This window comes from Streptomyces sp. H51, from assembly GCF_035656535.1.
GTDB lineage: Bacteria > Actinomycetota > Actinomycetes > Streptomycetales > Streptomycetaceae > Streptomyces.
Genome location: NZ_JAYMHD010000066.1, coordinates 193,246 through 212,005, shown reverse-complemented (window position 1 = coordinate 212,005; position 18,760 = coordinate 193,246). Strand labels below are relative to the sequence as shown.

Annotated in this window: 18 protein-coding genes and 1 pseudogene; 13 read left to right on the top strand and 6 right to left on the bottom strand. The window is 74.2% G+C overall.

Annotated features, from left to right (window positions below; all coding sequences use genetic code 11):
- Window positions 1-19: 19 nt before the first annotated feature.
- From VKA29_RS22995 to VKA29_RS22985, 3 genes are all read right to left on the bottom strand, one after another.
- On the bottom strand, window positions 20-193 hold the full coding sequence (locus VKA29_RS22995; protein WP_324787833.1) for a hypothetical protein: 174 nt from the start codon (window positions 191-193) through the stop codon (window positions 20-22).
- A gap of 23 nt (window positions 194-216) precedes the next feature.
- Window positions 217-573, bottom strand: coding sequence for a PRC-barrel domain-containing protein (locus VKA29_RS22990; RefSeq protein ID WP_324787832.1), 357 nt, complete (start codon window positions 571-573; stop codon window positions 217-219).
- Window positions 574-709: 136 nt separating this feature from the next.
- Complete coding sequence (locus VKA29_RS22985; RefSeq protein WP_324787831.1) at window positions 710-2,155, bottom strand: glyceraldehyde-3-phosphate dehydrogenase; 1,446 nt, start codon at window positions 2,153-2,155, stop codon at window positions 710-712.
- 201 nt (window positions 2,156-2,356) lie between these two features.
- On the opposite strand from VKA29_RS22985, the gene VKA29_RS22980 reads away from it, so the two are divergent.
- The 3 genes from VKA29_RS22980 (at window position 2,357) to VKA29_RS22970 (ending at window position 3,750) form a co-directional block, all read left to right on the top strand.
- Window positions 2,357-2,758: an SseB family protein gene (locus tag VKA29_RS22980; protein WP_324787830.1), complete on the top strand. Its 402-nt coding sequence runs from the start codon at window positions 2,357-2,359 to the stop codon at window positions 2,756-2,758.
- A 255-nt stretch (window positions 2,759-3,013) separates the two neighbouring features.
- A complete protein-coding gene (locus VKA29_RS22975) occupies window positions 3,014-3,415 on the top strand; it encodes a MarR family transcriptional regulator (protein ID WP_324787829.1) in 402 nt (133 codons plus the stop codon).
- Window positions 3,416-3,612: 197 nt separating this feature from the next.
- Window positions 3,613-3,750 carry a hypothetical protein gene (locus VKA29_RS22970; RefSeq protein ID WP_324787828.1) on the top strand — a complete coding sequence of 46 codons (138 nt, stop codon included), beginning with the start codon at window positions 3,613-3,615 and terminating at the stop codon, window positions 3,748-3,750.
- A 76-nt stretch (window positions 3,751-3,826) separates the two neighbouring features.
- On the opposite strand, the gene VKA29_RS22965 is transcribed toward VKA29_RS22970, so the two are convergent.
- Complete coding sequence (locus tag VKA29_RS22965; protein ID WP_324787923.1) at window positions 3,827-4,624, bottom strand: ribonuclease BN; 798 nt, start codon at window positions 4,622-4,624, stop codon at window positions 3,827-3,829.
- 399 nt (window positions 4,625-5,023) lie between these two features.
- Here VKA29_RS22965 and VKA29_RS22960 point away from each other — a divergent pair, with 399 nt between their 5' ends.
- From VKA29_RS22960 to VKA29_RS22920, 9 genes are all read left to right on the top strand, one after another.
- A complete protein-coding gene (locus VKA29_RS22960; protein ID WP_324787827.1) occupies window positions 5,024-5,986 on the top strand; it encodes an SMP-30/gluconolactonase/LRE family protein in 963 nt (320 codons plus the stop codon).
- Window positions 5,987-6,134: 148 nt separating this feature from the next.
- Entirely contained in the window at window positions 6,135-6,596 is a 462-nt protein-coding gene (gene crcB / locus VKA29_RS22955) for a fluoride efflux transporter CrcB (RefSeq protein ID WP_324787826.1), read from the top strand.
- Window positions 6,593-6,973, top strand: coding sequence for a DUF190 domain-containing protein (locus VKA29_RS22950; RefSeq protein ID WP_324787825.1), 381 nt, complete (start codon window positions 6,593-6,595; stop codon window positions 6,971-6,973). The genes crcB (VKA29_RS22955) and VKA29_RS22950 overlap by 4 nt, the downstream gene beginning before the upstream one ends.
- A complete protein-coding gene (gene crcB, locus VKA29_RS22945) occupies window positions 6,970-7,344 on the top strand; it encodes a fluoride efflux transporter CrcB (RefSeq protein ID WP_324787824.1) in 375 nt (124 codons plus the stop codon). Before VKA29_RS22950 ends, crcB (VKA29_RS22945) begins: the two co-directional genes overlap by 4 nt.
- A gap of 70 nt (window positions 7,345-7,414) precedes the next feature.
- A complete protein-coding gene (locus VKA29_RS22940) occupies window positions 7,415-8,251 on the top strand; it encodes an undecaprenyl-diphosphate phosphatase (protein ID WP_324787823.1) in 837 nt (278 codons plus the stop codon).
- 222 nt (window positions 8,252-8,473) lie between these two features.
- Entirely contained in the window at window positions 8,474-9,139 is a 666-nt protein-coding gene (locus tag VKA29_RS22935) for a FadR/GntR family transcriptional regulator (protein ID WP_324787922.1), read from the top strand.
- Between the two features lie 112 nt (window positions 9,140-9,251).
- The gene (locus VKA29_RS22930) at window positions 9,252-10,268 is read left to right on the top strand and encodes an asparaginase (RefSeq protein WP_324787822.1); all 1,017 of its coding nucleotides are present in this window, start codon (window positions 9,252-9,254) and stop codon (window positions 10,266-10,268) included.
- 741 nt (window positions 10,269-11,009) lie between these two features.
- Entirely contained in the window at window positions 11,010-12,404 is a 1,395-nt protein-coding gene (gene mptB / locus VKA29_RS22925; RefSeq protein ID WP_324787921.1) for a polyprenol phosphomannose-dependent alpha 1,6 mannosyltransferase MptB, read from the top strand.
- Window positions 12,404-13,789 (top strand): glycosyltransferase family 87 protein, encoded by a 1,386-nt coding sequence (locus VKA29_RS22920; protein ID WP_324787920.1) that lies wholly within the window; start codon window positions 12,404-12,406, stop codon window positions 13,787-13,789. Before mptB ends, VKA29_RS22920 begins: the two co-directional genes overlap by 1 nt.
- An 83-nt stretch (window positions 13,790-13,872) precedes the next feature.
- On the opposite strand, the pseudogene VKA29_RS22915 reads toward VKA29_RS22920, so the two are convergent.
- Both VKA29_RS22915 and rho read right to left on the bottom strand, forming a co-directional pair.
- A pseudogene (locus tag VKA29_RS22915) lies at window positions 13,873-14,709 on the bottom strand (D-alanyl-D-alanine carboxypeptidase family protein); the annotation flags it as partial.
- Between the two features lie 163 nt (window positions 14,710-14,872).
- Window positions 14,873-16,015 (bottom strand): transcription termination factor Rho, encoded by a 1,143-nt coding sequence (gene rho, locus VKA29_RS22910; RefSeq protein ID WP_324787821.1) that lies wholly within the window; start codon window positions 16,013-16,015, stop codon window positions 14,873-14,875.
- Between the two features lie 1,068 nt (window positions 16,016-17,083).
- Here rho and ctaD point away from each other — a divergent pair.
- On the top strand, window positions 17,084-18,760 hold the full coding sequence (gene ctaD, locus VKA29_RS22905) for a cytochrome c oxidase subunit I (protein WP_324787919.1): 1,677 nt from the start codon (window positions 17,084-17,086) through the stop codon (window positions 18,758-18,760).

The following is an 18,760-nucleotide window of genomic DNA, read 5'->3' as shown; positions in this document are numbered from 1 at the left end:
CGCCCGCCCTGCCGCCCCGTCACCGGGTGATGCGGTGCTTCCTCCCGCCTCGGCGGAAGCGCACCGCCGCGTAGACGAGATCGAGCCCGAGGACCACGGCGCCGATGATCAGCAGGTAGAACACGCCCTGGGCGGCGAAGCCGATGATGCCCAGGACGAGGGCCACCAGAAGCAGGAAGAGGAAGAGGGTCATCTCGTCTCCGTCGGCCGGGTGCCTCAGCGGCGGCCGAGGCGCCGCTCGCCGCCGGCGCCCGGCGCGTAGGCCATCCCGTAGTGGGCGAAGACCTCGGGCTCCTCGGAGGCCGGCAGCTCGCCGTCGGTGTCGATCGACGGGGCCTTCTTGACCATGTCCTTGCCGTGGCTGACCTTCAGGTACCCCGGGCCGACCGTCGCGCCGGGCAGCGGCACGAACACCAGACGGCGGCGGGTGGGCAGGCCGACGGTGACGGTGGCGAAGAAGGGCTGGTCGGTTTTCGTGTCCACGTAGACCGACTCCAGCTGGCCGATCCGGTGACCGTCCTGGTCCACGACATCGTGGCCCCGCCACTCACGGATATCAGACGCCTCGAACATAAGGACCTCCCGCCGCCGGAGTACCCCCGATCACGCCGCTGATGTCACGCGGCGGCGACGGGCGCCGAACCCGTGCCGGAGCGTCCGGTGCCGGCCCGTGACGGGGCTTGCGCACCGGACGCTCCGTCCGGCCGGGTCAGACCGCCGGGCTCGGGAACGTCGGGTACTCCACCCCGGAGACGTGCTGGACGACGCGGATGACCTGGCAGGAGTAGCCGAACTCGTTGTCGTACCAGAGGTAGAGGATCGCGTTGTCGCCCTCGACCTTGGTGGCGCCCGCGTCGACGATCGAGGCGTGGCGCGAGCCGATGAAGTCGCTGGAGACCGCGTCGGGCGCCGTGGTGAAGTCGATCTGGCGCTTCAGCGGCGAGGTCAGCGACACGTCGCGCAGGTAGTCCAGGACCTCCTCGCGCGACGTCTCCCGCTTCAGCTGGAGGTTGAGGATCGCGATCGAGACGTCCGGGACGGGCACCCGGATCGAGCTGCCGGTGATCGGCGCCTTGAGGTCGGGCAGCGCCTTGGCGACGGCGGACGCGGCTCCGGTCTCGGTGATGACCATGTTGAGCGGCGCCGAGCGGCCGCGCCGGTCGGCCTTGTGGTAGTTGTCCAGCAGGTTCTGGTCGTTGGTGAACGAGTGGACGGTCTCCACGTGACCGCGCCGCACGCCGAACTCGTCGTCCATCGCCTTCAGCGGCGGCACGATCGCGTTGGTGGTGCAGGACGCGCAGGACAGGACCTGCTCGTCGGGCTTGATCGTGTCGTGGTTGACGCCGTGCACGATGTTCGGGACGTCGCCCTTGCCCGGCGCGGTCAGCACGACCTTGTCGATGCCGGGACGCAGGTGCTGCGAGAGGCCCGCGCGGTCGCGCCACTTGCCGGTGTTGTCGATCAGGATGGCGTTCTTGATGCCGTACGCGGTGTAGTCGATCTCGGACGGATCGTTGGCGTAGATCACCTCGATCGCGTTGCCGTTGGCGTAGATCGTGCTGTTCGCCTCGTCGACGGTGATCGTGCCCTGGAACTGGCCGTGGATGGAGTCGCGGCGCAGCAGCGAGGCGCGCTTGACGAGGTCCTGCTCGCCGCCGCCGCGGACGACGATCGCGCGCAGCCGCAGGCCGTTGCCGGAGCCGGCCTTCTCGATGAGGAGGCGGGCCACCAGCCGGCCGATGCGGCCGAAGCCGTAGAGGACGACGTCGCGGCCCTCGCCGCGCTCGATCTTGTTGGCGCCCGTGGCGCCCGCGACGGCCTCGGCGGTGAACTGCTCCACGCTCAGACCGCGGTCGTCGGTCCGGTAGGTCGCGGCGAGCATGCCGATGTCGATCTGGGACGGGCCGAGGTCGAGCGCGGTGAGCGCCTGGAGGAACGGCAGCGTCTCGGTGACCGAGAGCTCCTCGCCGGCGATCTGCCGGGCGAATCGGTGGGTCTTGAGGATGCTGACCACCGACTTGTTCACCAGGGAGCGGCTGTGCAGCAGGACGTTGACGTCCCGCTCGCGGTGCAGCTTCCCGATGATCGGGATCATCGACTCCGCGATCTCCTCGCGGTGCTTCCAGTTGGTGAACGAGGCGTCGTTGACAGTCACAGGTTCATCTTTCGAGCTAGACGGCGCTCATATGTTAAACCCTCGCCGTCCGGTCGTTTCACGTGGGGTGGCCGTTCCCCGTGCCGCACATGAATGGCCCCGTCCGGATCGGGTACGCGAGCAGCACCGCGCCCGGTGGGCGGTCTTCGCTGCGATCTCGTCCGGGGCGGGCCCACGACCATCGCTGACAGGGGATCTGCCATGGACACACCCGAGCATGACCGCAACGTCACTCCGGCCAGGCGGGCGCTGGACGCACTGGCCGTCAACACCGACGACACGGCGGCGCTGGACACGCTGGCGAGCAGCGACGTCCTCGTTCCCGTGCCCGACGACGCGACCCCGGAGGACGTCGCCGATCCGTCCGCGGTGGCGCTGCCCGTGCTGGAGCAGCCGGGCGGCAACCCCGTGGTGCCCGTGTTCACCTCGGAGCCGGAGATGGTCGATTTGCTGCCGTTCGTCTCCCGCTACCGCCTGGTGCCGCTGGGCGCGCTGGCCTCGCAGTGGCCGGCCGACGACCTGTCACTGACCATAGACGCCGGCTCCGACCACCCGCTGACGCTCACCTCGGAGGGCGTGCGCACGCTGCTCGCCCGGCCGTAGACCGCGGCCGTGCCGGCCCGCCGCCGTTGTCCGGGGTCGGCCGGACGGCCGCGGGAGGCGGGCGCCGAGGTACTGCGGGACGCGGGGGACGCCGGCAACGGCAGGCTGCTCGCCTTCGTGAAGGGCGCGGGCGGAGACCGGGCCGGGCTGGTCGGGATCCGCCCGCCTGGGCCGTCCCCGGCGGGTGCCGGCGGTCGACGCGTCCGCACTGGTTGCACAGTCAACAAGTGGTGGACCCGGTGTTACCGTGCGGGTATGGCAGCTGAGACGGCCGACGCCCGGCTCGAGGAGCGGTGGCGGGACATCCTGTCCGTGCACGCGCGCACGATGTGCGAGATCGACCGGGCCCTGCACCCGCACGGACTCGGCGCGAGCGACTTCGAGGTGCTCGACATCCTCGCGTCCGAGGCGCCCGCCCGCGGAGACCACTGCCGGGTGCAGAACCTCGTCGGCCGGGTCCATCTCAGTCAGAGCGCGCTGTCCCGGCTCATCGGCCGACTGGAGAAGGACGGCCTGGTCGAGCGCTCCGCGTGCACCGAGGACCGGCGCGGCGTCTGGGTCGCCCTGACCGCCAGGGGCCGCGAGGTGCACGCCCGGGCGCTGCCCCTGCAGCGCGCCGCGCTCACCCGCATGCTGGACGACCGCACCGCGCCGTGACCCGCTTCTGCGACGACAGGGCGCTCCCGGCCATGGCCCGGTTCACCCACCGCTGACCTCTGCTCTGCCGGCCCTGTCGGCGACGGCCGGGCCCCGGGCGTCGCACGGCACGCCGGAGAAGGGACGGTACGGACGGGCCGCATCCGGGTACCCGGAGCCGGCCGCAGGAGCCGGAACGGATCGGATCAGGAGGCCTGATGAGCGAGCAGACACCGTCCCAGGCCGAGGGTGAGCGGGACGACGTCCCGCCCGCCGAGGAAGTGCCGCGCACCACCCCCTCCCAGGCCGAGGGCGAGCGCGACGAGGACGACGAGACGGGCCCGGAGCAGGGCTGAGCGGGCCGGCCGATCGGGCCGCGCGGTCACCCGGACGTCCGCTCGGACGTCCGGGTGACCGCGGGTCCGGACGGCGTCACTCCGACGGACCCGGCTGCGGCTGCGCGGGGTCCGCGGAGCGGGCGGCGGCCGACGGCCCCCGCCCGCCGGGGTGGCGCCCCGGCACCTGCCGGTCCGGCGGGTCGGCGTCCCAGAACCGCTCGCACAGCAGCCGGCCCACCAGCGCCCCGCCGTAGACCACGAACCCCACGCCGACGAGCCAGGACTCCACCACCAGCACCGTGCCGACCGGGCCGTAACTGATCGCGTTGGTGACCAGGAGCGGGGTGAACACCAGGTAGGAGAACCAGCGCAGCCCGACCAGGCCGGCCATCGTGGCGATCGCGCCGGGCAGCAGGTGCCCCCATCCGACCCGCCGGTGCAGCAGGAAGTGCGGCCCCCACCAGAAGAACAGCACCCCCACCGCCATGCTGAGCGGGACGCGGGCGGGCCCCTGCAGCACGTTCCGGGTCTGGACCTGTGCGTACAGGTAGGCCATGAGCATGATCAGCCAGACGGTCTGGCGCCACAGCCGGTGCCAGGGGCCGGCGGCCGTCCGCCAGATCCGCTCGTAGCCGTTCTGCACGCTCGCGGCGAAGGAGAGCCCGAACAGCGCCAGCAGCACGATGCTCAGCACGCCGGTGGTGCTGACCACCTTGCTGGGCGGGGTGAAGACGTCCGACAGCGCCTTGGCGGACCGGCCGGACAGGTCCATGCCGTCCACCAGCCACAGGGCGAACCCGCCGTGCCCGAGCGGGTCCACGGCCGCGATCACGATCAGCAGCGGAGCCAGCGTGACCAGGGCGAGCGTGGCGAACCCCATGGCCCGGTGCATCAGCTCCAGCTCCCGGCCCCGCCGGGTCAGCTCCGCGAGCCCCAGCTGGTGCCACGCCGCGCGCGGCCGGAAACGCCGGCCGTTCAACGCGGCCACCGTGGGCAGCAGGCTCCTCGGCCGGGGCGGCCGCCGGTACGCCGCCCGGGCGGACGCGACATGGGACCACCCCTTCTCCGACTTGCTCGCACACCGGACCGAGTGGCCGACGGCACGGACCCGTAAACCGGGCAGGGTGACGCGGCGCGGACCCGTGAACCGGGCAGGGTGACGCGGCACCGGCCCGTGAACGGGGCCGGGTGACGTGGCACGGCGAGGGTACCCGGGCGCGCGCCGCGGTGCGCGGCACGAGCTGCGCGCACCTGCCAGGATCGACCGTCCCGACAACGAGGGGGAGCCTCCATGGACCGTCCCACCACGCTCGTCCCACGCCGGTACGTCGCGATCGGCGGACACGGTCCGGAGGACGTCGTCGCCGACGCCCGCGGCCGGGTGCTGACCGGCATCGAGGACGGCCGCATCCTGCGCGTCGACGGACTGGCCGAGCCGTCGGCAGCCCGCGTCGAGGTGATCGCGGAGACCGGCGGCCGCCCGCTCGGCCTCGAACTCCTCCCCGACGACTCGCTGCTGGTGTGCGACGCCGAACTCGGACTGCTGCGCGTCGGCCTCGACGACGGCGTCGTACGCATCCTGGCCGACTCGGTGGCGGGGGAGCGGCTGCGGTTCTGCAGCAACGTGGTCGCCCTGTCCGACGGCAGCGTGTGCTTCACCGTCTCCAGCCGCCGCTATCCCCTGCGCCAGTGGATCGGCGACCTGGTCGAGAACACCGCGACCGGCCTCCTGCTGCGCCTCGCCCCCGGCAGCGAGACCCCCGAGGTGCTTCTGGAGGGGCTTCGGTTCGCCAACGGGCTCGCGGTCGGCGCAGGCGAGTCCTTCCTGGTCGTCGCCGAGACCGGGGCGTACCGGCTCACCCGCTACTGGCTCGCCGGCCCGAAGGCGGGCACCGGCGAGCCGTTCGTCGAGGACCTGCCCGGCATGCCGGACAACATCTGGCGCGCCGGTCCCGAGGGCCCGATCTGGGTGTCCCTCGTCGGCCCCCGCGTGCCGCCCCTGGACGCCCTGCACCGGGCCGCGCCCGCCGTGCGCCGGGCCGCCGCCCGCGTCGCCGTCCGCGCCCCCTTCCGCCCGAGCGGCACGATCGGCGTCCTCGCGGTCGACGACCAGGGCGCGACCGTCCACCACCTCGCCCGTCACCGCTCCGGGTTCCGCATGGTCACCAGCGTCTGCGAGGCCGCGGGCCACCTCGTGCTGGGCAGCGCGTGGGAGCGCGGGATCGCACTGTGCGAGCCGCCGGCCGCGAAGTGACCCGGCTCCGGTCCGGGCGCTACCCTGGTGCCCGGCCGCGATCACCCCTCGCGGCACGGCGGTGGGGCCCGCCGCAGCCGCGTCGCGGTCATGGCGCCGCGGGCGGCGTCCGCAGGCCGGGGCCCCGGCGAGTGGGAGACGTACGACCATGACAGCCCCGGACACCGAGGACCTGCGGGCCCTGCCCCGCCCCCCACGACCGGCCGCCTGGCGCGAGCAGGCGCCCGTCGTCGCGGTGGTCGCGCTCGGCGGCGCCGCCGGCGCCACGGCCCGGTACGCGGCGGCCCGCTGGTGGCCCGCCCCGCCGGGCGGCTTCCCCTGGGCGACCTTCTGGACCAACGTCGTCGGCTGCGCCGTGATCGGCGTGTTCATGGTCGTCATCACCGACGTGTGGGCCGCCCACCGCCTGGTGCGCCCCTTCTTCGGCACCGGCGTCCTCGGCGGCTTCACCACGTTCTCGACGTACGCCGTCGACATCCAGAAGCTCATCGACGGCGGCCGCCCCGGCACCGGGCTGGCCTACCTCGCGGCGACCGCGCTCGCGGCGCTCGCGGCGGTGTGGCTCGCGGTGACCGCGGCCCGCCGGGTCCTGAAGTGGAGGCAGCCATGACGCGGCTGACCGGCCACGCCCTGCGCGTGACCGTCTTCATCGGCGAGAACGACACCTGGCACCACAAGCCCCTGTACGCGGAGATCGTGCACCGCGCCCACGCGGCCGGCCTCGCCGGCGCCAGCGTTTTCCGCGGCATCGAGGGCTTCGGCGCCTCCTCGCTGATCCACACCTCGCGGCTGCTGTCCCTGAGCGAGGACCTGCCGGTCGCGATCGTGATCGTGGACACCGAGCAGCGCGTCCGCGCCTTCCTCCCGCAGCTCGACGAACTCGTCGACGAGGGGCTCGTCATCCTCGACGACTGCGAGGTCATCCGGTACGTCGGCCGTGACCCCGGCCCGGCCGCGGCCGGCCCGGAGGGTAAGAAGTCGTTGTGAACTGGCTGCTGGTCGTGGCGGGCGCGATGATCGGTGCGCCGCTGCGCTACCTCACGGACCGGGCGGTGCAGTCCCGGCACGACTCGGTCTTCCCCTGGGGCACCTTCGTGGTGAACGTCACCGGCTGCCTGGTCCTGGGCCTGCTGACCGGCGCGGTCGCCTCCGGAGCCGCCGGTTCCCACCTGCAGCCGCTGATCGGCACCGGTCTGTGCGGTGCCCTGACGACCTACTCGACCTTCTCCTACGAGACCTTGAGGCTGACCGAGACCGGGGCGGGGCTCTACGCTGCCGCCAACGTCGTCGGGAGCGTCGCCGCGGGCCTCGGTGCGGCATTTGCCGGAGTCTGGGGCGCCCAGGCGCTCTGGGCGTAGTCATCCGGCCACACCGGCACGTAGTAAGACTGTCCGCACCACCTGCCACCGACTCCCAGAACTGGATCCCATGAGCACCATCAGCATCGGCCAGGCCGTCATCCTCGGAGCCGTCGAGGGAGTGACCGAGTTCCTCCCCGTCTCCTCCACCGGGCACCTGAAGATCACCGAGGGGCTCATGAACATCCCCGTCGACGACGACGCCGTCGTCGGTTTCTCGGCCGTCATCCAGGTCGGCGCGATCGCCGCCGTGCTCGTGTACTTCTTCAAGGACATCGTGCGGATCGTCTCCGCCTGGGGCCGCGGACTGGCCAACAAGGAGGAGCGGTACCACCACGACTACAAGTTCGCCTGGTGGGTGATCTACGCGACCATCCCGATCGTGGTCGTGGGCCTGGCCGCCAAGCCGCTCATCGAGGGCCCGCTCGCCTCCCTGTGGGTGGTCGCCGGCTCGCTGATCGTCGGCAGCGGTGTGATGTGGGCGGCCGACCAGATGGGCCGGCACAAGCGCGGGGAGGACGACACCTCGCTCAAGGACGCCATGCTGGTCGGCAGCTCGCAGATCCTCGCCCTGCTCTTCCCCGGCTTCTCGCGCTCCGGTGCCACCATGTCCACGGCGCTGATCCTCGACCTGGACCGCGTCGCCGCCACCCGGCTGTCCTTCTTCCTCGGCATCCCCGCCCTGACCGGCGCCGGACTGTACGAACTCAAGGACGCCCTGGGCACGGGGGTGGGCGCCGCCCCGCTCGCCGTGGGCACGATCGTCTCCTTCGTCGTCGCCTACGCCTCGATCGCCTGGCTGCTGAAGTTCGTCGCCAAGCACTCCTTCAACGCCTTCGTGCTCTACCGCCTCGTGGTGGGCGCGCTGCTGTTCGGCCTGCTGGCGACCGGCACCATCGGCAGCTGACCGACGCCTGGCGTGCGGCCGGCTCGGTCCGTCCGGCCGCTCGCCCCGGCGCACCGCACGCCCCGGCGCACCGCACGCCCCGGCGCACCGCACGCCCCGGCGCACCGCACGCCCCGGCGCACCGCACGCCGCTTGACATCCGCCCGCCGCAGCCGGACCATCGCTCCCGTGAACCTGTCAGACAGCCAGACAGCCTCCCGGGTGCCGCGGCGCGTGAGCGCCATGGAAGCGGTGCTCGGCCATCTGCGCGGCGCCATCGAACGCGGCGAGTACGCCGTGGGCGACAAGCTGCCCTCGGAGGCTGAACTGTGCCGGAGCCTGGAGGTCAGCCGGCCGGTGCTGCGCGAGGCGCTGCGCGCCCTGCAGACGATGGGGCTGACCGTCTCCAGGACCGGCAGGGGCACCTTCGTCGTCGCCAGTGCCGTCCAGGACCCCACCTTCGGCGACTACGCGGCCGGCGACCTGATGGAGGTCCGCCGGCACGTGGAGATCCCGGTGGCGGGCTACGCGGCCACCCGCCGCACCCCCGAGGACCTCGACCGTCTGACGCATCTGCTGCGGCGGATGGAGGAGGAGACCGACACCGCCTCGTGGGTCGCGCTCGACACGCTGTTCCACCTCACCGTCGCCCAGGCCGCCCGCAACCCGGTCTTCCGCCGGGTCATCGAGGAGATCCGCGACGCGCTGGCCCGCCAGTCTGCGTTCCTCAACGAACTGGGCGGACGCCGCGAGCAGTCCGAGCGCGAGCACCGGGCGATCGTCGAGGCGCTGATCGCCGGCTCCGCCGTCGACGCGGCCGGCGCCATGAGCCACCACCTCGACCGCGTCGAGACGACCCTCACCGACATCGTGCGCCCCGCGCGCACGGAGCCCGGCCCCCAGGCGTGAACAGGCCCGTCCCGCACGAGGACGCCGTCGAGCCGGCGCGCGACCCGCGCCGCTCCCCGAAGAAGCCGAGCCGGCGCGCGACCCGCGCCACTCCCCGAAGAAGAAGGCAGTGATGCACAACAGTCCCGTCGCCGAGGCACCCCCGATCCGCGAACCCCGCCACGCGCCCGTCGCCCACGTCGTCCGCGGCGGGCTCGTCGAGGGCGTCCACCACGGCTCCGTCGTCGTCCTCGGCGCCGACGGCGAGGCCAGGCTGCGGATCGGCGACACGGAGGCCGCCTTCTACCCGCGGTCCGCCCTCAAGCCGCTCCAGGCGGTCGCCATGGTCCGGGCCGGGCTCCCGCTCGACGGGGAACTGCTGGCGCTCACCGCGGCCAGCCACTCCGGCGAGGAACGCCACCTCGCCGGGGCCCGGCGGATCCTCGAACGCGCCGGGCTCACCGAGGACCGGCTGCGCAACGTGCCCGACCTGCCGTTCGACCCGGCCGTCCGGGACAGCTGGGTGCGCCAGGGCCGCCACCCCTCCAGCCTCGCGCAGAACTGCTCCGGCAAGCACGCGGCCATGCTCCTCACCTGCACGCTCAACGGCTGGTCTCTGCACGACTACCTCGACCCGAGGCATCCCCTCCAGCAGGCGATCGCGGAGATCGTCGAGGACCTCACCGGGCAGCGTGTCGCGCGGGTGACTGTCGACGGCTGCGGCGCGCCCCTGTTCGCCGTCTCCCTGCACGGTCTCGCCCGCGCCGCCGCGCGCATCGCCGGCGCCGCCCCCGGCACCCCCGAGGCCCGGGTCGCCGACGCGATGCGGGGCCACCCCGAGATGGTCTCCGGGGCCGGCCGGGACGTCGCGGCGCTCATGCGGGCGGTGCCCGGGCTGCTGGCCAAGGACGGCTTCGAGGGTGTCCAGGTCGCCGCGCTCCCGGACGGCCGCGCCGTCGCGGTGAAGATCGCCGACGGCGCCGACCGGGCACGCGTCCCGGTCGCCGCGGCCGCCCTGGCCCGGGCCGGTGTCGACCCGGTGGCGCTGGTTCCGTTCGGGGGTGCGCCGGTGCTGGGGGGTGGCCGGTCGGTCGGTGAGGTCCGTGTGGTCCGCGCGCCGGCTCCGGAGAGCCTGCCGGCCTGCGCCTGACGGCGGTCGGCCCGTCCGGTCGCGCCGTCGCTGCGGCCGGCCGGTCGGCCTGCGTGTGACGGTGGCGGCTTGTCGGCCCGTGCGCTGTGTGCGCGGGCGGGGGAGGTGGGGCGCGGGTTCGGGCGGCTGCGGTCGCCTTGGCCCGGGCCGGTGTCGACCCGGTGGCGCTGGTTCCGTTCGGGGGTGCGCCGGTGCTGGGGGGTGGCCGGTCGGTCGGTGAGGTCCGTGTGGTCCGCGCGCCGGCTCCGGAGAGCCTGCCGGCCTGCGCGTGAGGGTGGTCGGCTCGTCCGGTGTCGCCGTCGCTGCGGCGGGCCGGTCGGCCTGCGTGTGACGGTGGTGGTCTGTCCGTCCGTGCGCCCCGTCCCGCCCGGGGCGAAGCCGAGGTCCCAGCCGTCGCCGCTGGTGGTGGCGGCGGGGGCGGGCTCCGGGCGCCGGCCCGTGCCGGTGCCCGCGACTCGGCGAAGGGCCGGAGGCGCCCTCGCGGTCGGCGCCGCACCGCCGGGAACGCGGAGCACGCTTTCGCGTCCCGGCTGACGGTCCGCCGCCCGCGGCTGCCGGGTACTGCCGGTAACGGGCGGGCCCGGCCCGGGGACACCCGGCCGGGGCATGCCCGCGGCCGGTGACATCCGGCCGGGGCATTGCCCGCGCCGATCACACGGCGGTCATGTGCGCGCCCCCGGCCGGGGGGTGCGGCGTCGTCTTCCGGCCATGTGGCGACGCCACCCTGTCCGCGTGCCGATCATGGCTTCTCCCGTCGATCTCCGCCGCTGTCAGCTCCTGGGGCTGACCGGCACCGCCTGCGTCGCGCTGGGCGGTGAGACGGCCGGCGCGCTGCCGGTGCGCGAACTGCCCGCCCCCGCCGACGCCCACGCCGCCGTCGGCCTGGTCGGCGCGTACTTCGGCGTGGTGCTGCTGATCGCGGCCTGGGTCCTGCTGGGCCGGCTGGTGCGCGGCGCCGAGCCGCCCACCCCGCGGGCCCTGGTGCTCGTCCTCGCCGTATGGGCCGCGCCCCTGCTGCTCGCCCCGCCGCTGTTCAGCCGGGACGTCTACAGCTACCTCGCCCAGGGCGCCATGGCCGACGCCCACATCGACGTCTACGCGTACGGTCCCGACCGGCTCGGCGGTCCGCTCGCCGAGGAGGTCGCCCCGCCCTGGCGGCACACCGGCGCCCCGTACGGCCCGGTGTTCCTCGCCGTCGCCTCCGCCCTGTCCGCGGCGACCCGGGGGGAACTCCCCGCGGGCCTGGCCGGGATGCGCCTCGTCGCGCTGGCCGGCGTGGCGCTGATGGCGGCCGCGCTGCCCCGCCTCGCCCGGCACAGCGGCGCCGACCCGGCCGCCGCCCTCTGGCTCGGCGCCCTCAACCCGCTGGTGCTGCTGCACCTGGTCGCGGGCGCCCACAACGACGCCCTCATGCTCGGCCTGCTCGGCGTCGGCCTGGTGGCCGCGCTCGGCCGCCGGCCGGTCCTGGGCGCCGTGCTGGTCACCCTCGCCGCCCTGGTCAAGGTGCCGGCCGTGCTCGGGCTCGCCGCGGTGGCCGTGCTGCACGCGCGCGCCGGAGCGCGTCCGGTCCGGGCCGTACTGTCCGCCGCCGTCGCGTCCGCCGCCACCACGGTCGCCGCGACGGCCGTCGCCGGCACCGGATACGGCTGGACGCGCGCCCTCGACACCCCCGTGTCACCGCGGAACTGGGCCCTCACCAGCCTGCTCGGCCGCGCCACCCGCGCCGTGCTGGCCCGGCTCGGCAGCGACCTGGCGCACCTGGCCGTCCCGGCCTGGCACCTGCTCGGCCTGGCCGTCGCCGCGCTCCTGATCGCGGGCCTGTGGTGGCGGCTGCGCCCGCGCCCGGTGTACGCCCTCGGCCTGAGCCTGGCCGCCCTGGCCGCGTTCGGGCCCGCCGTCCGCCCGTGGTACGCCCTGTGGGGGCTGTTCCTCGTCGCCGCCGCGGCCCCCGGCACCCCGGTACGGCACCGGGTGACGGCCGTGACCGCTGTGCTCGCCCTCGCCGTCCTGCCCGACGGCGGCCCCGCGGACGCGGGCCGGCTGCTGCTCGCCGGCTGCGGCGGCGCGCTGGCGGCGGTGGTGCTGTGGCAGGCACACCAGACGGCGCAGGCGCCCGCCCCGGGGCGCACGGCGTGATCATCCGTCCCCGCACCGACCGCGGCCGGCTCCTGCTGCTCCTCGCCCTCTGCACGGCCGTCACCGCCTTCACCGCGACCGTGCCGCTGCTGCGCGACTGGTTCGACCTGCGCGTCTACCACGGGGCCGTCGACGCCTGGGTCCACCGCGGCGGGGGGCTCTACGCCTACCGGGTGCCGGGGACGGGCTACGGGTTCACCTACCCGCCGTTCGCCGCCGTCGTCATGCTGCCCATGGCGTTCGTGGGGCTGCGCACCGCGATCGTGGTCACCCTGCTGCTCGACCTGGCCGCCCTGGCGCTGGTCGTGCACCTGCTGACCGGCGGTGCCTGGCGGCGCTGGGGGTGGTACGGCTGCGCCCTGGCCGGCTGCGCGCTCGCGCTGTTCGAGCCGTTGCGCGACACCGTCAGCTTCGGCCAGGTCAACCTCCTGCTGCTGGGCCTGGTGCTCGCCGACGCCCGGCTGCTCGGCAGCGGGCGGGGGCGCCGGGCCGGGGTGGGCATCGGTCTCGCCGCCGCGGTGAAGCTCACGCCCGCGCTCTTCATCGGCCTGCTCCTGCTCACCCGCCGGTGGCGCGCCGCCGCGGTCGCGGCCGGCGTTGCCGCCGGGGCGACGGCACTGGCCGCGTGGGCCGCGCCCGGCGCCTCCCGCCTGTACTGGACCCGGGCGCTGTGGGACACCGGCCGGGTGGGCCGCCTCGACTACGTCTCCAACCAGTCCCTGCAGGGCGTCCTGGCCCGCCTCGGCGAGCCGGGGCGGACCTGGTGGGCGGCGGCGGTCGTGTGCGTCCTGGGCGTCTGGGCGTGGCGGGCGCGCCGGGCGGCCGCGGCGGGCGACGGGCCGGCCGCCTTCGCCCTCACGGCACTGGCCGCCTGCCTGGTCAGTCCGGTCACCTGGGTGCACCACCTGGTGTGGCTGCTGCCGTCCTTCGCCGTCCTGCTCCGCACCGGGCACCCGCGCGTCGCGGGCGCCCTGTACGCCGTGCTGTGCACGAGCGTGGTGTGGCTGTGGGTCGACGACGCGTCCGGCGTCGACGGGTTCCTCGGCGGCAACGCCTACACCTGGATCACCCTCGGCCTGCTGCTGTGGCTGCCCGCCGGTCAGCTCCCGGACGGGCGCCCGCAGAGGCCGCGCAGGACCAGCGCCATCACGCCGGCGCCGAGGGCGGCGGCCGCCGCGACGAGCCCCGCCTCCGGCCAGCCCGGTGCGCGGTCCGCCGGGAGCGCGCGGGCCACCGGGGCGGCGGGGGCCGGGGGCGGGGGGGCCGGCGAAGCGACGGTGGCTCCCGGCAGCGGCCGGGCGGGCCGCGGGTCCAGTGAGCCCACCGGGTCCACCCGTCCGGCCGCGTCGAACCCCCAGTCGAGCAGCTCGCGGGCCTCCTCGTAGACCGCGAACGGCACTCCCGCCTGCGGGTTCATGACCGTGACCAGGACGGTGCGGCCGTGCCTGCGGGCCGCGGCGACCAGGGTGTTGCCCGCGTGGGTGGTGTAGCCGTTCTTGACGCCGATCAGCCCCGGGTAGGGCCGCACGCCGTCCGCGCCGGTCAGCAGCCGGTTGGTGTTCCGGATCCAGTACGTCCCGCCGGCCCCGTCGGGGAAGCGGGCCAGGGCCGTGCGGCAGTACCGGGCGAAGTCGGCGTTGCGCAGCCCGGCCCGGCCGAACACCGCCAGGTCGTACGCCGACGACACCTGGCCGGGCGTGTCGTAGCCGTCGGGCGAACGCACGTGCGTGTCGAGGGCGCCGAGGGCGCGCGCCTGGGCCTGCATCCGCTCGGCCGTGGCGCGCCAGCCGCCGTTCAGCGCGGCCAGGACGTGCACGGCGTCGTTGCCAGAGTTGAGGAAGACCCCGCGCCACAGGTCGGCGACCCGGTAGGCGTGGCCCTCCTCGACGCCGACCATGCTGCTGCCCGCGCCGATGCCCGCGAGGTCCTTCTCGACGACGCGGTGCCGGACGCCTCCCGGGAGGACCGGCAGTACGGTCAGCGCGAACAGGGTCTTCAGCGTGCTGGCGGGCGGCAGCGGGCGGTGTGCGTCGTGCGCGGCCAGCACCGCGCCGCTGTCGGCGTCGGCGACCAGCCAGGACAGCGCCGACACGTCCGGCAGCCGGGGGGCGTTCCGGTGAGCGCGGACCTGGGTGCCGGGCCGGTGCAGCACCGACGGCCCCGGTGTCGCTGCGGGCGGTCCGCCGGGCGTGCCGGGGCCGGTGACCCGCGGATCGGCCACCGCGGCGGGCGCGAGCGCCAGCAGCCCCGCCGTGCAGAGCGCGCAGGTGGACACGACGGACCGGAAATTAAATCCGAAAGTCATACCGCAAAACGTAGGAACCGAGCCGCCCCGCGCCCCGCTGCCCGGGCCGAGCGGAACCCGCGAGCACCCGGATGCCGTAGTGCCCGGCCGGTGCCGCCCCTCCGTGCGCACGCGGTCACGGACCGGCGCGGGGCGGGGTCGGCCACGGACCGGCGGGCGGGGATCAGCCGCCGGGCAGGGTCGGCTGGACGCGGCGCAGGAAGGCGGCGTTGTCCGGCGTCCGGCGCATCCGCTCCAGCAGCGTCTCCGTGCCGGTCTGCCCGTCCCGCGTCTGCAGCGCGCGCCGCAGGCCCGGTACGGCGGCCGACTCGGCCGGGGACAGCAGGAGTTCCTCGCGCCGGGTGCCGGAGGCGGTCACGTCGACGGCCGGGAAGACCCGCCGGGAGGCCAGCTCGCGGCTGAGCCGCAGCTCCATGTTCCCGGTGCCCTTGAGCTCCTCGAAGAAGTACTCGTCGGCGCGGGAGCCGGTCTCCACGAGCGCGGTGGCGAGGATCGTGAGGGAACCGCCCTCCTCGGCCGGCCGGGCGGCGCCGAAGAACCGCTTCGGCCCGGTCAGCGCCGTCGCGTCGACGCCGCCGCTGAGGATGCGGCCGCCGGCGGCGGCCGCGTTGTTGTGCGCCCGGCACAGCCGGGTCAGCGAGTCGAGGAGGACGACGACGTCCTCGCCCGCCTCGACCAGCCGCTTGGCCCGCTCGACGACGAGGTCGGCGAGCGCGATGTGCTGCTTGGGGGTCCGGTCGAAGGTCGAGGCGTACACCTCGCCCCGCACCGAGCGCCGCATCTCGGTGACTTCCTCGGGGCGCTCGTCGAGCAGCACCACCATCAGGCGGCACTCGGGGTGGTTGCCGGCGACGGCGGCGGCGAACTGCTGCAGCAGCACCGTCTTGCCGGTCTTGGGCGGCGCCACGATCAGGCCGCGCTGGCCCTTGCCGACCGGGGCGACCAGATCGGCGACGCGGCCGGTCAGACCGGCCGCCGGGTGCTCCAGGCGGATCCGCTCCCGCGGGTGCAGGGGCGTGAGGTCGCGGAAGTGACGGCGGCCGCGCGACGCCTCGGGCGTGCGGCCGTCCACCCGTACGACGTCGGTCAGATCGCGCCGGCCCTCGCGCACGCCCTCCACGAGGTCACCCGCCCGCAGCCGGTGACGGCGGATCAGGGCGGCGGGGACGGCCGGGTCGGACGGCGAAGGCAGAAGGCTCGGGGAGCGCAGGCGCCCCTTCCCGCCCGCGTCGACGTCCAGGACGCCGGTGACGATCCGGGGGCCGGACTCCCGCCGGACAGGGGGGTGTTCGACTGTGGTGGTCATGGTGGCGGTCCTTTCGCGGACTGACGGACTGACGGACTGACGGACCGACGGCATGCATGGGACATGCGGAGGGAAGGAGAGGGCGCCGCGACGGGAAGGCGGACACTGCGGCCTTCGGCGACGGTGAACAGCGCCTCGGACACGGCAGGGCCGTGCGGGTCACGAGGTGGTGCTGGGAAGCCGGAGCGCCGGCCGGGACACGGCGGGCGGAGCGGCGAACTGAAGGAGAACCGGCACCGGCGCCCCGTACGGGGCGTACACAAGTGCCGAAAGCACCTTACCACAGGGAGTCGGCGGCCGGGACGACCCGGGCATCGACCTGCGGCGCGATGGAGTCGTCCGGCAGGACGAGTCGGCCCAGGACATCGTCTTCGACACCCCGCGACTCGACGAAGCCGGGCGGCGTCGGCGCCGGGACGGCGCCGGCCGCCGGGACGACCTGCCCGGGGTCGTCCCGCCGACCGCGGCGTGACGGGCACAGGGGCGCCCGGCGGGGCGCGTGTTGGGCCGGTCGGGTCCGCGGGTGAGTCGTTCGGCCCCTGCTGCGGTGCCCCGCGCACTGTGAGAGTGAGTCCCGAGTCCGCGAGACGTACGGCGGCGGGGTCCTCCCTCACAGGATCCCGCCACCGTGCCCCACCACCGGACCGCTCAGGGGGCGGGCCGGCGGTGTCACGTCCCGCGGGCGGGCGGCGGTGTGGGGACCGTGGCCCGTCGCCACGGCGGCTCCTCGGAAAGCGGGGCGGGCCGGGTCACCCGCCTCCGCACCGGGCCCGCGCACCACCGGCGGCCGGCGACACGGTCGCCGTAGGGATCACCGCACGGTGGTGCGCGGGCCCGCGACACGTCAGGACGCGTCCGGCGCTGTCCGGCCAGGGACCATTGGGCCCTGATCGCGGGACCATCGCAGGGACCGCTGGGCCCTGCCGGGCCGGACGACCCTCCGATGATCATGTGGCGGCGGCCGGGAAGCGCCGCGTCGCGCAGCGCGCGCGGAGCACCTCCCGGCCGGTGAGCCATGTGAACAGATTCGGAGGGCACCGCCCGGTGGACGAGGTACGGATTCAGCAGATGGAGCAGGTCTCCGGGGCGCGGACGCGTCCCGCGGTCCGCGAACGGGCGGAGGTGGCCGTCCGGCCGGCCGAGCGGCCCTCGTGGACGGAGTGGCTGACGACCACCGACCACAAGAAGATCGGGACCCTGTACCTGGTCACCTCGTTCGCGTTCTTCCTCCTCGGCGGCGCGCTGGCGCTGCTGATGCGCGCCGAACTGGCCCGCCCGGGAATGCAGGTGATGTCGAACGAGCAGTTCAACCAGGCCTTCACCATGCACGGCTCGATCATGCTGCTGCTGTTCGCGATGCCGCTGTTCACCGGCTTCGCCAACTGGCTGATGCCGCTGCAGATCGGCGCGCCCGACGTGGCCTTCCCGCGGCTGAACATGCTCGCCTACTGGCTGTTCCTGTTCGGCTCGCTGATCGCCGCCGGCGGCTTCCTCACCCCCCAGGGGGCCGCCGACTTCGGCTGGTTCCTCTACGCCCCGCTGTCGGACGCCGTGCACTCGCCCGGCGTCGGAGCCGACATGTGGATCATGGGCGTGACGCTGTCCGGCTTCGGCAGCATCCTGGGCGCGGTCAACTTCATCACCACGATCATCTGCATGCGCGCCCCCGGCATGACCATGTTCCGCATGCCGATCTTCACCTGGAACGTGCTGCTGACCGGCGTGCTCGTCCTCATCGTCTTCCCGGTGCTCGCGGCCGCGCTGCTCGGCCTGGAGATGGACCGGAAGTTCGGCAGCCACATATTCGACGCCGCCAACGGCGGGGCCCTGCTGTGGCAGCACCTGTTCTGGTTCTTCGGCCATCCCGAGGTCTACATCCTGGCGCTGCCGTTCTTCGGCATCGTCAGCGAGATCGTCCCGGTCTTCTCCCGCAAGCCGATGTTCGGCTACATGGGCCTGGTCGGCGCGACCATCGCCATCGCCGGTCTCTCGGTCACCGTGTGGGCGCACCACATGTACGTCACCGGCGGTGTGCTGCTGCCGTTCTTCTCCTTCATGACCTTCCTGATCGCGGTCCCGACCGGCGTGAAGTTCTTCAACTGGATCGGCACCATGTGGAAGGGCAGCCTGTCCTTCGAGACCCCGATGCTGTGGGCCACCGGCTTCCTGGTCACCTTCACCTTCGGCGGCCTCACCGGCGTGATCCTCGCCGCCCCGCCGCTGGACTTCCACGTCTCCGACTCGTACTTCGTCGTGGCGCACTTCCACTACACGCTGTTCGGGACGGTGGTGTACGCCATGTTCGCCGGATTCCACTTCTGGTGGCCCAAGTTCACCGGCAAGATGCTCGACGAACGCCTCGGCAAGGTCACCTTCTGGACGCTGACGGCGGGCTTCCACCTCACCTTCCTCGTCCAGCACTGGCTCGGCACCGAGGGCATGCCCCGCCGGTACGCCGACTACCTGGCGGCCGACGGCTTCACCGCCCTCAACACCCTTTCCACCATAGGCTCGTTCCTGCTCGGCCTGTCGTTCCTGCCGTTCCTCTACAACGTCTGGAAGACGGGCAGGTACGGCAAGCCGGTCGAGGTCGACGACCCGTGGGGGTACGGCCGTTCGCTGGAGTGGGCCACGTCCTGCCCGCCGCCGCGGCACAACTTCCTCACCCTGCCGCGGATCCGCAGCGAATCCCCGGCGTTCGACCTGCACCACCCCGAGATCGCCCAGGCCGAGAAGGCGGCGTGA

Bases quoted from the DNA above. Each gene is read 5' to 3' on its own strand.
- VKA29_RS22995 (WP_324787833.1), bottom strand. From the start codon at position 193: ATGACCCTCTTCCTCTTCCTGCTTCTGGTGGCCCTCGTCCTGGGCATC.
- VKA29_RS22990 (WP_324787832.1), bottom strand. From the start codon at position 573: ATGTTCGAGGCGTCTGATATCCGTGAGTGGCGGGGCCACGATGTCGTG.
- VKA29_RS22980 (WP_324787830.1), top strand. From the start codon at position 2,357: ATGGACACACCCGAGCATGACCGCAACGTCACTCCGGCCAGGCGGGCG.
- VKA29_RS22975 (WP_324787829.1), top strand. From the start codon at position 3,014: ATGGCAGCTGAGACGGCCGACGCCCGGCTCGAGGAGCGGTGGCGGGAC.
- VKA29_RS22970 (WP_324787828.1), top strand. From the start codon at position 3,613: ATGAGCGAGCAGACACCGTCCCAGGCCGAGGGTGAGCGGGACGACGTC.
- VKA29_RS22965 (WP_324787923.1), bottom strand. From the start codon at position 4,624: ATGCACCGGGCCATGGGGTTCGCCACGCTCGCCCTGGTCACGCTGGCT.
- VKA29_RS22960 (WP_324787827.1), top strand. From the start codon at position 5,024: ATGGACCGTCCCACCACGCTCGTCCCACGCCGGTACGTCGCGATCGGC.
- crcB (WP_324787826.1), top strand. From the start codon at position 6,135: ATGACAGCCCCGGACACCGAGGACCTGCGGGCCCTGCCCCGCCCCCCA.
- VKA29_RS22950 (WP_324787825.1), top strand. From the start codon at position 6,593: ATGACGCGGCTGACCGGCCACGCCCTGCGCGTGACCGTCTTCATCGGC.
- VKA29_RS22940 (WP_324787823.1), top strand. From the start codon at position 7,415: ATGAGCACCATCAGCATCGGCCAGGCCGTCATCCTCGGAGCCGTCGAG.
- VKA29_RS22935 (WP_324787922.1), top strand. From the start codon at position 8,474: ATGGAAGCGGTGCTCGGCCATCTGCGCGGCGCCATCGAACGCGGCGAG.
- VKA29_RS22930 (WP_324787822.1), top strand. From the start codon at position 9,252: ATGCACAACAGTCCCGTCGCCGAGGCACCCCCGATCCGCGAACCCCGC.
- mptB (WP_324787921.1), top strand. From the start codon at position 11,010: ATGGCTTCTCCCGTCGATCTCCGCCGCTGTCAGCTCCTGGGGCTGACC.
- rho (WP_324787821.1), bottom strand. From the start codon at position 16,015: ATGACCACCACAGTCGAACACCCCCCTGTCCGGCGGGAGTCCGGCCCC.
- ctaD (WP_324787919.1), top strand. From the start codon at position 17,084: ATGGAGCAGGTCTCCGGGGCGCGGACGCGTCCCGCGGTCCGCGAACGG.